This window comes from Flavobacterium sp. CLA17 (assembly GCF_013112255.2).
GTDB classification, from domain to species: domain Bacteria; phylum Bacteroidota; class Bacteroidia; order Flavobacteriales; family Flavobacteriaceae; genus Flavobacterium; species Flavobacterium circumlabens.
This window is the reverse complement of the sequence record NZ_CP068294.1, coordinates 967,118-982,966: the sequence shown is the minus strand read 5'-3', so window position 1 is coordinate 982,966 and position 15,849 is coordinate 967,118. Positions and strand designations below refer to the sequence as shown.

Genomic DNA, 15,849 nt, shown 5'->3' with positions numbered 1-15,849 from the left:
ATTAAACTGTATTTTTATATTTAAAAGTAAATAATTTTGACGTCTCATAGAAACCCAATCGATTCTATTCTTGGACCTGAAATAATTTATTTACGACCTCTCTAATTCTTTCTTTTTCCGCACTATTTAAACTGGTCCCTGATGGCAGGCACAAACCTTTTTCAAATAAATCTTCAGAAACCGTACTGCCGTAGTAAGGATATTGAGAAAACAGGGGCTGTAAGTGCATCGGTTTCCACAAAGGTCTGGATTCTATATTCTTTTCTTCAAAAGCCTGTAATAAAACAGCTCTGTTTATATTCAAGCCAGGCTCTATTAAAATAGTCGTCAACCAATAGTTTGAATCATAATCCTGATTTATATTTTCAAAAACAGTGATTTCCTTTATATCTTTAAAAATGCTAACGTAAAAATCGTGAATTTGTTTTTTAACTTTTAAATTAGAGTTCAAAATTTTCATTTGCCCTCTTCCAATTCCGGCACAAACATTACTCATTCGATAGTTATATCCTATTTCGCTGTGTTGGTAATGAATGGCCTCATCTCTCGATTGGGTGGCGTAAAAGATCGCTTTTTCTTTGAAATCTTTAGAGTGCGTAATAAGGGCTCCTCCGCTGGAGGTTGTAATGATTTTATTTCCATTAAAAGAGAAAATTCCAAAGGCGCCAAAAGTACCGCATTTTTTACCTTTGTAATGACTTCCCAGAGCCTCGGCGCTGTCCTCAATAACAGGAATTCCATATTTATCAGCAATAGCATGAACCTCATCAACCTTGTAAGGCATTCCGTATAAATGAACTGCTATAATTGCTTTTGGTTTTTTGCCCTTAGCTATTCTGTCTTTAATTGCAATTTCGAGGGTTTCCGGACAAATGTTCCAGGTTTCAGCTTCACTGTCTATAAAAACAGGGGTTGCGTTCTGATATAAAATAGGATTCGCAGATGCGGAAAATGTCATACTTTGACAGATGACTTCATCTTCGGCTTTAATACCGAGTAATATTAATGCTAAATGAATCGCAGAAGTCCCTGAATTTAAAGCCGCGACAGAAACATCATCCTGTAGAAATTCCTGCAAATCATTTTCAAAATCATTCACATTTGGACCACCCGAGGTGATCCAATTATCATCTAAAGCTTTTTGAATATACTTTTGCTCTTCGCCGCTTAATTGCGGCAATGATAAAAAAATCCTTTTATCAGTCATTAATTTTCCAATAATTTGAATCATATCTAACATCATCTTCACTTACATTGGATAAAGGTAAAGTTGAAAATGAAATTAATTTCGAGTCCCTTTCCAAAGACTCTATAGCATTAGCATATCCTGCGGGAATATGAATAATTTTACTATCTGAAGCACTTGTAAATATAGTTTCAATAACCAAATCCTTTGATGGTTTCTCCCAATTATCAATTTTCACAAAATGAATTTTAAAAGATCCGCTTAGACAATAGAAATTTTTAGCATCAAGTTTATGTCCTTGCCATGCCCTGATTGGGTTAGCGTCAGAATTACTTATAATATAAAATCTTTCAATGTCTTTAAAACTAAAATCATTTACATAGGAGATAGTTCCTCTATGGTCTGAAAAGTTTCCTCCCTGAATTACTTTAGGCTCCATTAAATTATTTTTAAACTTGCTTTTCTAATCATGTAAAACTTCAAAGAATAAATCAAAACCAATGGTACAATAATTACAACAAAAAGTGTAATTGCTTGCAGCTTGTCATATAAAAAGATAACGATGGCTGAAATAACACTTTGTATTACTGCATAAATTACAGATACAATACGATGCTGAATTTTATATTCATTGCTTAATATCTGGTAAAAATGCAACCTGTGTGCTTCAAAAATATTTTGTTTCAGATATAATCTGTGGAAAATTGTGCAAATTGCATCAACTCCATAGACTGCTAAAAACAAAAGCCAGATAATTGAATTAGTGATTAAAATCAATTTCAAAATTAGAAAAATAACCCAAAAAGCTATTGCAATACTACCTACATCACCCGCAAAACATTTGGCTCTTTTTCTGTAATTAAAAAACAAGAAAACCAGACTAGCCAACATGGCATAGATTATAAAACTTGCATCTGTAAAAAGCTGCAGATTTTTGTTCACATACCATAAAGATCCCATGACAACTAAGGTATACAATCCTGTTATACCATTGATACCATCCATGAAATTGTAAGCATTGATAATACCGATAGCAAAAATATAGGCAAAAACGATTCCGATTAAAGGCACATTGATAAAAACCCCTAAATCATAAAAAATCAGGCTAATAGCCAGAAATTGAACCGATATTCTAATTTTATTGGACAAACTCTGAATATCATCCCAAAAGCTTACCAAAGTGACCAGGGTAATTCCAGTAAAGAAAAAATAATTGTAGGGTATATTTTGAGCAAAGTAAAGCAAAGCCGCAAACCAAAAAATGATACCGCCGCCTCTTAATGTAATTTCGGTATGAGAACTTCTTAAGTTTGGTTTATCAATAATATTAAAGCGATCTGCCACTTTAAAATATAACAACTCGATTATAAATAAAATAAGAAATATTATGGTGTAAATCATAAGCTAAATAAGAACTTCAAAAACAATGAATTTCGCGGGTTAAATTTTAAATTTTAAAATATTCAAAAGGTATTCACCGTAACCTGATTTTTTTAGAGGTTCGGCTAAACTTCTTAACTGCTCAGAAGTTATAAATCCCTGTCTCCAGGCAATTTCTTCGATACAACCTACTTTTAATCCCTGACGTTCTTCTAAAACCTGAACAAATTGCCCGGCCTGCATTAAGCTGTTAAAGGTTCCTGTATCCAGCCAGGCTGTTCCTCTGCTCAGAATTCCGACTTTTAATTTTCCCTGTTCCAGATATACTTTATTTACATCAGTAATTTCATATTCACCTCTGGCACTTGGCTTGATATTTTTAGCAATTTCAACAACAGAGTTGTCATAAAAATAGAGTCCCGGTACTGCAAAATTTGATTTTGGTTCTAATGGTTTTTCTTCAATCGAAATAGCTTTTTTATCGTCATCAAATTCTACAACTCCATAACGTTCAGGATCTGAAACATGGTAGGCAAAAACAACTCCTCCTTCCGGATTGGCATTTTCTTTCAATAATTGCTGCATATGAGTTCCGAAAAAGATATTATCGCCCAGAACTAATGCGACTTTATCATTACCAATAAATTCTTCACCAATTACAAAAGCTTGCGCTAATCCATTTGGATTAGGTTGTTCCGCATAGCTGAATTTACATCCAATAGCACTCCCATCCCCTAACAGTTTCTTAAAATGAGGTAAATCATGAGGTGTCGAAATAATCAAAATCTCATTAATTCCTGCCATCATCAAAGTTGAAAGCGGATAATAAATCATCGGTTTATCATAGACCGGCATTAATTGCTTACTAACTGCTAAAGTTAAAGGATGCAATCTGGTTCCTGATCCACCAGCTAATATAATTCCTTTCATATTTTTATTTTTATTTTGAAATCTGCAATTTACAAACTCATCATTTTTTTTAAACTTTCTTTGTACTCTGGAACATCAACATGATAGATTTGCTTGATTTTTGATTTATCTAGCAAAGAATACGCCGGTCTTTTTGCCGGAGTAGGATATGAAGAAGAAGGAATTCCGCTTACTTCACAAGTATAACCTCCAATTTCTTTTATAGCTAATGCAAACTCATACCAGCTAATTTCTCCTTCATTAGAAAAATTATAAATTCCCGGATACCAATCTGAATGCGTAATTATCACCATAATTGCTTTCGCTAAATCGGCAGCGTAAGTCGGGCTCCCTATCTGATCATTAACAACATTCAGACTGTCTCTTTCCTGCATTAATCGTGACATGGTTTTAACAAAATTATTTCCAAAACAGGAATACACCCATGATGTTCTTATAATAATTGCTTCTGGATTTTGCTGCAGGCAAATTTTTTCTCCATTAAGTTTCGTTTCTCCATATACATTAATAGGATCGGTAGGAGCATTTTCGTTTAATGCTATGGACGAAGTTCCATTAAAGACATAATCAGTTGAAACATGTATTAATTTTGCATTATTCTTAGCTGACCAGCTTGCCAAAACACTTACAGCTAAATGATTAATTACATCTGCAAGTTCTTTTTCTGATTCTGCTTTATCTACTGCTGTATAGGCGGCACAATTTATAATAATATCAGGTTTAATCAATTCAAGCTGATTTTCTAAAACCGATAATTTATCTAAAGTAATTTCAGTTCTGTCTGTGAAAACCCATTCAAAATGAGAATAATTTTCAGATAAAAGTTTTAATTCTGATCCTAATTGCCCATTTGAGCCGGTGACTAGTATTTTTTTCATTAAAATAAACTATTGCAGTTTTCGATATAAGGAAGGATCTGATCTTTTTCAGAAACAATTGCGTTCTCCAGATTCATACCCCAATCAATATTAAGAGAAGGATCATCAAATTTAATTCCGCCTTCGGCAGCTTTATTATAAAACTGATCACATTTATACATAACAGAGGCCGTTTCGCTTATTACAGAAAAACCATGTGCAAAACCTTGCGGTACTAATAACTGTTTTTTATTTTCTGCTGATAACAAAACACTAAACGCTTTACCATAAGTCGGCGAATCTTTTCGTAAATCTACTGCAACATCAATGATTTCTCCTTCTAGTACACGCACTAATTTAGTCTGAGCAAATGGAGGGTTTTGGTAATGTAATCCTCTTAAAGTTCCTTTCTTTGAAAAAGATTGATTGTCTTGTACAAATTCAATATTTATATCTAAATCTTCAAATTTAGTTTTGCTGTAGGATTCAAAAAAATAGCCTCTTTCATCTCCAAAAACAGTTGGCTCAACTACTACTAAATCTTTTATAAATGTTTTTTCTATGTTCATATTAAATATTATTTTTTATCACTTTATACCTTTTCATTAAAAAAAAACAAAACTGGTTCAGGATTCCAATTCAATAATTTTCTGGCTTTCGAATCATCAAAAACCAGATCTGAAATTATTTTTTTTACTTTTAACGAATTAACAGGAGCTTTATCTCCTATTATATCTCCCATTTTTCCAATAATTTTAGCAAGAGAAGCTGGTAAAGAAAAATGCTTTTTTCCCTTAGAAATAGCCAGACTTAATTCATAAAAATTAGGATGAAAACCATCAGTAAGATTATAAATCCCTCCTATTGGCGCCACTACAGGAAGTAATAATGCAACATCTTTACACAAGACCATACTTTTTCTTGCCTGCCCTTTTCCAATATTAAAATAGTATCCGTTTTTAATAGCTTTTATCATCGCTCCTAAATTACCGGGAGGGTTTTCCCCTACTAACAGCGGCAATCTCAAAATTGTATGAGTAACTCTGTTTTTTTTACACCAGTCAATAACCAGATTTTCTGCTTTAATCTTACTTAATCCATATGGATCAGAGGCTAGTAAAGGATGTTCCTCATTAACATTATATCCTTCCTCCTGACCATAAACAGCAACGGAACTAATAAAAATAAATTGCTTTGGTATACCAGATTTCTCTAAACCTTTTAAAATATTTGATGTTCCTAAAAAATTTACGTCGTCAAATTGTTTTTTTTCGAACGCTGTTTTTGGAATACTATGTGCTTTCCCCGCTGCATGAATAATTAAATCAAATTCCTGTTTAAAATCAGGGATTTCTTTTTCTAATGAAACGTTATAGAAAGAATTTGATCTGGATAAAGTAATAATATTATAATCCTCTGCTAATTGCTTTTTTATAATTGAACCTAAAAAACCATTTGAACCCGTTAGAAGTATATTCATTAAATTGTATATCTATTTTTGCAACCAATTAAAAGAAAAATCATCAAAAAACAATTCTTTAAGCCATCCGGAAATAAACATTTTTTCGTAAACTTTTTCGTCTATCTCTTCAAATTTCAAATTGAAAAATTCATAATTCAATTCAATATTATTTCTATCAATGATATAAATATTATTTTCATTATAAAATGGATATCTTTTTATATCAGCGTTTGTTGTAATTATTTTTTTTCCACTACCCAGTGCTTCAAACACTCTCATTGTCAAACCTATCTGATTTGGATGATTTATATCTAAAACAACTTTTGATTGTTTGTATAATTCTATTATTTGTTCATGTTTTAAACTGGAAAAAGAAATTTTGTTGTAATTGAATTTTTTGAAAGAAGAATCAAACAATTTAAAAAACAAAAATACAATTCTACTGGGTGAGTAATAAAATGCAAAACTTTTAAGTTTATTTTTCAGACACCATATACCAGCTTTTTCGCTAATAATATATCTGTCAGAATGTGCTGTACCTATAAATAACAAATCATATACAGGATTAGGGTGACTATCCAGTTTGTAATAATCATCAGAAAAGAATAAAGGCCTAAATTTTAAATCATAAATTGCAGAATCTTTAGGATCAAATGTATATTTTCTGTTGAAATTTTTTAAAATAGCAATACCGTTAGGGTTATTTTCAAAGGAATCAAACGTATAATAGAGTAATATAATTTGGGGATTCAATTCAATTATCCTGTCGATAAAAAACTGAGGAACTACCTCTCCTTTTATTAAGAAGAAATAGTCATATTTTTTTTTGCAGATTTTTTCTAAAATCTCATTGTAGTACTTAGTTATTATCCTATTATAAAGACTTCTTTTTAATCTGATTATACCCTTACTAAAAATTGAATTATTTGGTCTTTCATCATAATAATCTACTTCTGCACCAAGGAATCTTAGTTTTTCAGCAATAATATTCTCATAATTGAATAATTTTACAGAAAGAAAAAGTATCTTTTTATTATCAAAATATTTATCCTCCATTATTTCAGTAAACCTTTTTTTACCATCTCGTCCAGAGATTTACTTAATTTATCTTCCTGAATTTCCTGCTCTAATACCCATGTCGAAAATTTCTTAATACCTTCTTTAAAAGTAAATTTAGGTTCAAATCCCAGACGTGTTTTAATTTTCGTTAAATCAGCATAATTATGGCGAATGTCACCTAACCTAAATCTGCCTGTAATAGTTACAGGAACAGTAATAGCATAAGCCTCTATTAATGAATTAGCCACTTCAACAACATCTGTTGGTACCCCTGTTCCTACGTTAAATACGTGACCATTTGCTTCTTCTTTTTCAATCCCTAGTATCGTAGCCTGAACTACATCGTCTATAAAAACAAAATCTCTTGATTCTTTTCCATCTTCAAATATTTGAATTGGATTATTATTTCTAATCTGAGTTGAAAATATGGATAGTATTCCAGTATAGGGATTAGACAATGATTGTCCGGGGCCATACACATTTTGATATCTAAACGCCACTGGAGCAATTCCTATAGTTGGACAAACTGTCATAATCATTTGTTCCTGATTCTGTTTTGTAATACCGTAAACAGATGACGGATGAATTTTTGATTCTTCATCTGTTGCTGCTAATATTAAATTTGAACTGCCTTCATAATTCAATTCAAATTTTCCTTCTAACATATCCTTTTCATTTCTGTAACCCGGATAAACTGCTCCCAATTTAGGGTGGATATACTTTCCTTCTCCATAGATTGACCTGGATGAGGCTATTACAATTTTTTTTACCTGATGCGGAGTATTTGCCAAAATGTCTAACATAATGGCAGTACCCTGAATATTAACTTATGTATATTTTTCAATACAATACATTGATTGTCCGGTTCCTGTTTCGGCTGCAAAATGTACCACAACATCTTGATTTTTTAAGGCATTTTCCCAATCTGTACGAGAAGTTACTGTTCCTTCAATAAAAGTAACTTTATCTTTTATGCTTTTGTAAAGAGGAGAAGTGACTTTAGGGTTTTCGCCATGTATTTGTGTTGAAAGACTATCCAAAACTGTAATATTATGTCCTTTTTCTATAAGTTTAAGTGCTAAATTGCTTCCTATAAAACCAGCTCCCCCCGTAATTAATATATTTTTCATTATAGTTTTATTTTTTTATATTTTATCCCATCTATTAGAATCAAAATTGTATTTTTTTATTGGCTTTGCCGGTGTCCCAACTGCAATAACATATGGCGGAAGATCTTTAGAAACGACAGAATTAGCTCCTACAATTGTTCCTTTACCTATTGTTACTCCCGGTAAAACTGAAACAAATTCTCCTAACCAGACATTGTCTTCTATCACTACAGGTTTAGAAGACAACGGTCTTTTAGAAGGAAATGTCAAAGGGCTACTATCATTTTCATCACCTATATAACTCCCATGTATACAATCTGATATATAAATTTTACTTGCAATCAGAACATTATTTCCAATTTTCACACTACTCATTGCAGTAATGTGTACGTAGTCATTCATTTGAACGTTTTCTCCTATGTATAAAACTTTATTATCATTCATAGGATAGGCTTCTAATCTACAACCCACCCCAGTTGTAAAACCTTTAGATATAGAAATATATTTTTTTCCCCTAAGATCGAATGGAAACCTTATAATACGAGCATTTCTCCAAATTAACTTGGTTCGAATTATCCAAATCATCAATTTAGTAAATGTTAATATTGAATATCTATTTTTCAAAATATAATTCATTATAAAATTCAGTTGTTTGTAAGTAAGTATTTTCCCAACTAAAAACTTTAGATTTAATTAATCCCTTCTCAATGGTCTCTTTTCTTAAATTACCAACTAGTGATAACTCTTTTATCTTTTTATAAATATCTTGAGGGGTTGGATTTTCAATTGCTGTGTATTTATTTCCAATTACTTCAGGTATAGATGAACTATTAACAGCTATAACCGGACAGCCGGCTCGCTGAGCCTCTATGACAGGTATTCCAAACCCTTCATACAAAGACGGATAAATTAAACAATAAGCTTTGTTGTAATAAAAATTTAAGTCCTCTACACTTACTCCTAAAAGTATTTTATATTTCCCAACACCTAATTTATTGGTTAAGTTATTTAATTCAGCATCCGTTAAATCACCACCGCCTACTATTAACATTGGCATATTTGCGAGAGAACACGCGTCTACTGCCATACCAAAATTTTTGTAAGCTGTACGTCTATCTCCTATGTACAATGCATATCTAAATTCTTCAAAAAAATATTCATCTGGTCCAATTACTTCGTCACTTAAAATTTTAAATGCATTGTCTACTCCATTATAAACTACTCTAATTTTATTTTTATTAATATTTGGCAATAATCTCAACAAATCATTTTTTGTGCTATTAGAAACACAGATTATTCCATCAGAAGAATTAATTGCTGAGTATTTTTGAAAAGTATGAACTTTTTGAGCTAAACCTTTTATAAAGAATTCGTATGTAAAATCATGAACTGTTGTAACATTTATAGCTGATTTCCCTTTTTCCACTCTATAGTGAGAAGAATGAAATATATGTTTAGAACTAAGTTGAGAGTTTAAATTTAAATATCTTTTAATACCTAAAAAACGAGAATTTTTTAAATCAATTTTCTCCTTATCAATAGACAATTGATTTCTAAAAAAATTTAATTGCGCATTATCATATTCCAAAAAACTGCAGTTATATTCAGTATCATTTAGCAATTGTTTAATGTGTTGCTGCCAAAGTACAGAAGCTCCTCCAGCCTTTTGCAATGAAAAAATTATATTATCTAAGAGTACATTCATGAAATTTAAATTTTAAGTTTAGAATTCTTAAAAATTCATTTATATTTTTAAGAATAAGAATAAAACATTTCGTTGTTAATAAACTTAAATTACATACTCAGCTTTTCATCAATTACACTTCGTAAAGCTCTAATATATTTTTTTCCGAATTTTAAATCTGGTTCCATATAATTTCCCTCGCCCCATTCATTCCAAGATTTAAGAAATAAAATCTGATGGCTTTTAGGCTTATTGATAATTGCATCTATTGCTTTAGCTACATGTTTTTTAAATAAATCAGGTGTTGAATTATGGAATACTACTCCATAATTACCGCTGCGTGGTGTATGATCCCAATTAGGTATAATTGTTGGAAATACTTTTTCATCTTTATCAATTTCTTGAATAAAATATTTAGATATAAAAGAATAATTCAACTTAAGTGGCTTTTTTAAGGCTTTGAATTTGAATAATTTAAATGGAATTTTCTTTATAACTTCTAAGTTAAATCGATACTCTCCAGTTCTCACTATATTTACTGCATCAAAACCCATTTTTAAAATATGATCTTTTTCTTTATTATCAAGGGTGTGTCCTACAAAGAAGAAACCATCATCAAAACCATTACTTTTAGCCATACTGTTCCATATCTCTATAAACGCAGATATATCGGTCATTAAAAATGGCTTATAAATAACAAAAATTGGTCTATTTTCGATTTTCATGTATCTAGAATCTTTTATTGCTGGCAGAATCTCAAAAAAATGATTCTCGATATCAGTCTTACCTGGATATCTTTGTTCCATCAGCATCACATCTTCTTTAGTATCAGCAGAGTTCCATACTTTTGCTTTCCAAGATTCATTCGCCCATCCCAGACAAAATGGAAAATCTGATTTTCCTGAATTTAATACTTCACGAAAAGGCATATCTAACAATCTTCTTCCATCACCAAACCAGTAATGCCAATAACAAAAACCAGTTACGCCTGCTTCAATTGCCATTTCTATTTGTTTCTGTCTAATTTCTTCTATTCTTAAATCATAATATCCCAAATCAGCCGGAACTTTTGGCTGGTAATGTGTCCTGAATAATGGTTTTGCTTTTCCCACATTTGTCCATTCTGTAAAACCTTCACCCCACCATTCATTATTCTCTTTAAAAGGATAATACTGAGGCAGATAATATGCTATAATTTCCATAAAATGTATTTAAATATAATCATTTTGCAAAGCTCAACGCTGCAAATATTGTTGAATTCTTAAATTATTTTTTTATTAATTGATTGACTATTAAATCATATACTTCTTTAACTTTTGATTTTTGAAAAAATGCAACGATGAGTAACATCAAAAACATCATTAAGTATCTTACAATAAAGTATTCATATAAAAAAACGATCAAAAAGCTTGAAATTGTGGTAAGGATCGTAACAATCCATACATATTTATCATCGTAAACACGTTTTTTACAAATTTTATTACAAGCGTACATATGGAATATAGCTAATGCTAAATAACTGAACAGTGTTGTGTAACCTGCAGCAACATATCCATATCTGGGTATAAACAATACATTCAAAAAATAATTAATTAATCCTGCAAGAACAGTTCCGATTGCAATTATAATTGTTTTTTTGTGATATAATTCCAAACTTGAATAGGTATTATAAACATACTGAAATAAACTCCCAACAGCCAAAGGCATAACTACAAGTTTAGCATCCCAAAAATCTTTTGAGCCAAGTAACTTCAAAAACTCCGGAGCTACTGTGATAATTCCAAATGTTAAAACACACATTATCAAACATATAATATTATTGGAATTTTTAATGGCCTTAAAATCTTCCCCCTGGTAACTAACATATAGCCAAGGAATATAAGCCTGCATGACTGCATTAGAAAAAATCAAAGCTAATGAAGCGTATGTTAATCCAAAACTATAAAGCCCTGCGTCTGAACTCCCGCACAAATTAATAATCATTATTCTGTCCAATTGTGACAGGACAACCATTGCCAATGCATGTGGAATCATTGGCAATGAAATTTTTAACGCATATTTCCAATATTTGTTAATTTCCTTACTCCATCCGTTTCGTATTATTTTAATAAAAAAATAAGTTCCCATTATAAATACAGGAAATATTAATCCTATAATTCGGCCGTAATATCTTTGATTATTAAATATGTAAATAAATAAAAAACAAAACAATATAGATCCCAGGGTGTTAAATATGGAAATAAAAACATTTTGTTTATATGCTAAAATAAATTTGAAATTTTCTTGTGCAAATATGAAAGAAGGAAAAATCAAGAGATATACAAACATTATTAAGACCAGATCCTCGTCTAATTCCATAATCTCTGCCAATTGTCTCCTGAAAAAAATTGCTAGTAACAGAAATGAAAGAGAAAATATGGTTCCTAATGTTTGAATTGAAGCAAGATATTTATTTAATTTGTTAGGAAAATCGATGTAAGCATTTCCAATACTATAGGTCAAACCCAAACCTAAAATAACAGTACCTATATTAAGCCATGCTGCAAAATTACTAGCTATTCCATAATCAGACGTTGATAGCAAGCGCGTAAATATTGGGGCGGTAATAATTGCACTTGATTTTATCAAGATATTTGAGAACATGTAACTCGATCCCGATTTTAAGGCATTTTTATTTAACCCAATAGATTTTTCTTTATTCACTCGTCTGTATTTTATAATTTTATATTTTACTATATTTTTAATAATCTATAGTAAGAGAGTTACCTCAAAATCTCGAACATTTATGTTATGGCTAAATCGATAACCTTTAAACACATATTTAGGATTTTTTGTTTAATATCTTTCTTTATATTTTATGTTTCATATAGGCTTTTTCATAAAACTCAAGCAAATTATCTATTCCTTCCTGATATTTATCAGATCTTTTTTTATCACCGCTAAGAATGGCTTCTCCTTCAGACATTAAAAATTTTAAATTAATATCCATACCTATTGATTTTGTAGCGGCTATGTAAGCGGCACATGATTGTATATTATCAATAGTACCAAAAGAAGCAATAAGTGATGGTAATTCTTCAAAAGAAGAAATTCTAAATATTCCATTTAATAATTTAAAAGGTACATCACCGAATATTATTGCTTTTTTACCAAGCATAGCAGCTTCGTAAGCACCTGTTCCCGTAATTGTTATAACACCTTTAGCATTTTGAATCCATGGTTTTGGATCATCGTAATAATTAAATTGAACCAATTTTACATTTGGAAATTTCTTTACTTTTTTATAGAAATCTAAACTCCTTTCACCTAACATGGCCTGATGTTCTTTGACATATAATTTCCATCCAATTGGTAATGATTTAGAAATTTGTTCAATAATATTTAACTCATTTATATAAAAAGGTGCTTTTACAAAAGTTGTTGATTCCGGTATAAGATGCAATGGCATATATACATAGCTATCAGTAGGGTCAGGCAATTCAAAGTATTTGTTTTTCCTAAACAAAAGCTGTTTTTTAATTTCTACTTTGACGTAAAACAAAAAATGATTTAATGGATTTGAATATAGAATACTATTCCTCTTAAAAAGCCTGAGGTTACCATTTTTTATAGAAACGTTCCAAAAATATAGAATCTTACCCAATAAGTATTTAAATGTAACATATATACTACTAGGCTTATACTGACTAGTAATTGTTCCCTTAAACTCTTTTGACATGATACTTGATTTATTTCTCATCTCATGTATATATTCATATTCTTTTAACAAATCATTTGAAGATGATTTAAGAAAATGATTATATTCTTTCTCAAAATTCGAATCAATTCTAACTCCTAGACAATATGTTGGTAATTTATAACCTTCAAATCTAGGATAGTCAATAGTATATATGGTGTTTTATTTTTATATGCTACCTCGTTCAAAATTGTTCTCAAAAGCTCCCCGTCTTCAGTATCTAAAATTAAATCTGGTTTAAAATCATCAACAATTTTGATTACATTTTTATAACCTAATTCTAGAAATTTTAAGTTTTGTTTAAATGATGAATTAGTAAAAAAGAACCTTGTATGAAAGTGTCTCGTAACTAATTGAGATGTTGTTAGCTGAAGATTCAAATTTTTAAAATGAGTGAAGTTTCTTTCTACTTCCTCTAGATAATCCATATCAACTAACGGAGACTTATATTGTTTATTAAACTCCGAACATAAGTCTTCCAAGCCATATAACTTGACTTCTTTTAATTCTTCTTTAAACTTAAAATATGTATTTTCATTATATCTGCTTTTATTGTAATAACTTTCTTCATGATGTATAAAAAAAGCCCCTACTTCGTTACCTGCAGCTATTAATTTTTGGGCAATAAAAAATAAGGGAAAAGAAAAACTTTCTTTACAAATCAACAGAACTTTTTTATTCTTAATCATAACTTTTTATATTAATTATCTATTCTCGTTTTTAAATTTAACAACGAGGTTAAATAATTCATCAACATTATAATCCTTTAGATTCATACTAAAGAGATTTTTATTCTTTACAATTTCATCAATACTCCATTCCCACCACTTCAAATTTTCAAGGTACTCGATTTTTTCATCATCAAATCGCTTTATTCTCACCTTCGCAGGGTTTCCGTAAGCGACTGAATATCTGGGTATATCTTTTGTAACAACACTTCCTGCACCAATTATACTCCCTCTCCCTATTTTTACACCTGGTAATATGACCGTATTTGATCCTACCCAAACATCCTCTTCTATAATAACTGGTCCTTTTCCAATTAAATCAGTCCGAAAATCTTCTTCAAAAATCAAATGATGAATAAAGCTACTAGTAACCCTCTCGAATAGATGGTTAAAATCTACAATACATACGTTTTGGCCTATTGAAGAAAAGCTTCCAATATAAATTTTCTCTTTAAGCGATTTAACGACTGTTCCCGGGCCTGTTATTGTGACAAACCTTCCCAATGTAATATCTCCATAACATCTTGCTTCTGATATCTTACAACCCTCATTTACAATTTCGAAATTACATTTTGATTCAATAATTCTACATGGGTATTTAGAATTAATACTTTTATTTATTACACCGTAATTTAATGTAGAATACCTATCAAGAATTATTTTTTTTTTGATTTTTAATAATACTTTTTTAATAATTGTCCTCATTTTTACATATTAAAATTATAAATTACAGTAATTTAGTAAATAATCGAAACAAGTTAAATTTCAAAAGAATCACTTTAATTCTAGTATTCCTTGTAGTATATTTTGAATTAATAATGTGTTTATAGCTGTTTAGTATTTCGGCTTTGTACTCATAATATTTTGATTTTCCATAACTATCATCTGCTTTTGTCAAATACATGCAATTATTAATAATCACAGTAAAAAAATGAATAGACGCCTTCTCTGATAATTCAGGATAATGCAAGCTAGTATGCTTTTTCCAAAAATCTGCTGCTTCTACCATATCAAGTTTATTATAATTGAAAGTTGACCTTGTTATACTTTCTCCTTCCTGATTATAAAAATATAACTCTTGTGAGCCAATAGACAAAAACTTAGCTTTTTCAAATATGACAGGCATTACAAACATATCTTCCATTATTTTTCCTACAGGAAACCGTAAATCCTGAAAGAGATTTATTTCATATAATTTACCCCAAGGTGCACATTTTGATTGATCATCTAAAAGCATGTTCATTGCTTCGAAATCATTAATTACCTTAACCTCGTTTTTCTTCGATTTTTCGATCTGGGAAGAATCATTAACTCTTTTATACGAACACATCGAAATAGATACATTATGAACGTCCAAAGTTGTTTTTAGTATTTCCAGAAAACTTTCATCAACAAAGTCATCGCTATCAATAAATGTAATATACTTTCCTTTGGCTGCTTCAATACCTGAATTTCTAGCTGCAGAAACTCCCTGATTTTCTTTATGAATAACAATTATATTTTCATAAATTCCTGCATATTCGTCACAAATGGCCGGACAGTTATCCGGAGACCCATCATCTACAAGTATTAGCTCATAAAACTTATATGTTTGAGAAAGAACACTTTCTATACATCTTCGTAAATACTTTTCAACTTTATAAACAGGAATTACAATACTTATTAAATGTTTTTCATTATTCATTTACAATTTATATATTTCTTTAAAAATTAATTTT

At 30.3% G+C, this 15,849-nt stretch carries 18 protein-coding genes; all 18 read right to left on the bottom strand.

Annotated features, from left to right (window positions below):
- Positions 1–64 precede the first annotated feature (64 nt).
- Complete coding sequence (locus HAV12_RS04280; protein ID WP_171571625.1) at positions 65–1,207, bottom strand: DegT/DnrJ/EryC1/StrS aminotransferase family protein; 1,143 nt, start codon at positions 1,205–1,207, stop codon at positions 65–67.
- A complete protein-coding gene (locus HAV12_RS04275) occupies positions 1,200–1,625 on the bottom strand; it encodes a WxcM-like domain-containing protein (protein ID WP_171568624.1) in 426 nt (141 codons plus the stop codon). The genes HAV12_RS04280 and HAV12_RS04275 overlap by 8 nt, the downstream gene beginning before the upstream one ends.
- Positions 1,625–2,587 carry a glycosyltransferase family 4 protein gene (locus tag HAV12_RS04270; RefSeq protein WP_171568623.1) on the bottom strand — a complete coding sequence of 321 codons (963 nt, stop codon included), beginning with the start codon at positions 2,585–2,587 and terminating at the stop codon, positions 1,625–1,627. The genes HAV12_RS04275 and HAV12_RS04270 overlap by 1 nt, the downstream gene beginning before the upstream one ends.
- Positions 2,588–2,626: 39 nt before the next feature.
- Positions 2,627–3,496 (bottom strand): glucose-1-phosphate thymidylyltransferase RfbA, encoded by an 870-nt coding sequence (rfbA, locus tag HAV12_RS04265; RefSeq protein WP_132036392.1) that lies wholly within the window; start codon positions 3,494–3,496, stop codon positions 2,627–2,629.
- 29 nt (positions 3,497–3,525) lie between these two features.
- The gene (rfbD, locus tag HAV12_RS04260; RefSeq protein ID WP_171568622.1) at positions 3,526–4,374 is read right to left on the bottom strand and encodes a dTDP-4-dehydrorhamnose reductase; all 849 of its coding nucleotides are present in this window, start codon (positions 4,372–4,374) and stop codon (positions 3,526–3,528) included.
- Complete coding sequence (gene rfbC / locus HAV12_RS04255) at positions 4,374–4,922, bottom strand: dTDP-4-dehydrorhamnose 3,5-epimerase (RefSeq protein WP_171568621.1); 549 nt, start codon at positions 4,920–4,922, stop codon at positions 4,374–4,376. Before rfbC ends, rfbD begins: the two co-directional genes overlap by 1 nt.
- Positions 4,923–4,945: 23 nt before the next feature.
- Positions 4,946–5,833: an NAD(P)-dependent oxidoreductase gene (locus tag HAV12_RS04250; RefSeq protein ID WP_171568620.1), complete on the bottom strand. Its 888-nt coding sequence runs from the start codon at positions 5,831–5,833 to the stop codon at positions 4,946–4,948.
- 12 nt (positions 5,834–5,845) lie between these two features.
- Complete coding sequence (locus tag HAV12_RS04245; RefSeq protein WP_171568619.1) at positions 5,846–6,871, bottom strand: lipopolysaccharide biosynthesis protein; 1,026 nt, start codon at positions 6,869–6,871, stop codon at positions 5,846–5,848.
- Positions 6,871–7,677, bottom strand: coding sequence for an NAD-dependent epimerase/dehydratase family protein (locus HAV12_RS04240; protein WP_171568618.1), 807 nt, complete (start codon positions 7,675–7,677; stop codon positions 6,871–6,873). Before HAV12_RS04240 ends, HAV12_RS04245 begins: the two co-directional genes overlap by 1 nt.
- Before the next feature lie 24 nt (positions 7,678–7,701).
- A complete protein-coding gene (locus HAV12_RS23040) occupies positions 7,702–8,004 on the bottom strand; it encodes an NAD-dependent epimerase/dehydratase family protein (RefSeq protein WP_171568617.1) in 303 nt (100 codons plus the stop codon).
- A gap of 15 nt (positions 8,005–8,019) precedes the next feature.
- The gene (locus HAV12_RS04230) at positions 8,020–8,568 is read right to left on the bottom strand and encodes a DapH/DapD/GlmU-related protein (protein WP_240345232.1); all 549 of its coding nucleotides are present in this window, start codon (positions 8,566–8,568) and stop codon (positions 8,020–8,022) included.
- Positions 8,569–8,596: 28 nt separating this feature from the next.
- Positions 8,597–9,688 (bottom strand): glycosyltransferase family 1 protein, encoded by a 1,092-nt coding sequence (locus HAV12_RS04225; RefSeq protein ID WP_171568615.1) that lies wholly within the window; start codon positions 9,686–9,688, stop codon positions 8,597–8,599.
- An 89-nt stretch (positions 9,689–9,777) separates the two neighbouring features.
- Positions 9,778–10,869, bottom strand: a complete 1,092-nt coding sequence (locus tag HAV12_RS04220) for a glycoside hydrolase family 99-like domain-containing protein (protein ID WP_171568614.1) — start codon at positions 10,867–10,869, stop codon at positions 9,778–9,780.
- Positions 10,870–10,933: 64 nt separating this feature from the next.
- The gene (locus tag HAV12_RS04215) at positions 10,934–12,370 is read right to left on the bottom strand and encodes a lipopolysaccharide biosynthesis protein (protein WP_171568613.1); all 1,437 of its coding nucleotides are present in this window, start codon (positions 12,368–12,370) and stop codon (positions 10,934–10,936) included.
- Between the two features lie 145 nt (positions 12,371–12,515).
- Positions 12,516–13,385, bottom strand: coding sequence for a hypothetical protein (locus HAV12_RS04210; protein WP_171568612.1), 870 nt, complete (start codon positions 13,383–13,385; stop codon positions 12,516–12,518).
- A gap of 116 nt (positions 13,386–13,501) precedes the next feature.
- Positions 13,502–14,092 carry a hypothetical protein gene (locus tag HAV12_RS04205; RefSeq protein WP_171568611.1) on the bottom strand — a complete coding sequence of 197 codons (591 nt, stop codon included), beginning with the start codon at positions 14,090–14,092 and terminating at the stop codon, positions 13,502–13,504.
- Positions 14,093–14,107: 15 nt separating this feature from the next.
- Positions 14,108–14,836 carry a CatB-related O-acetyltransferase gene (locus HAV12_RS23035; RefSeq protein WP_171568610.1) on the bottom strand — a complete coding sequence of 243 codons (729 nt, stop codon included), beginning with the start codon at positions 14,834–14,836 and terminating at the stop codon, positions 14,108–14,110.
- Between the two features lie 22 nt (positions 14,837–14,858).
- Positions 14,859–15,815 (bottom strand): glycosyltransferase family 2 protein, encoded by a 957-nt coding sequence (locus HAV12_RS04195; protein WP_171568609.1) that lies wholly within the window; start codon positions 15,813–15,815, stop codon positions 14,859–14,861.
- Positions 15,816–15,849: the final 34 nt, after the last annotated feature.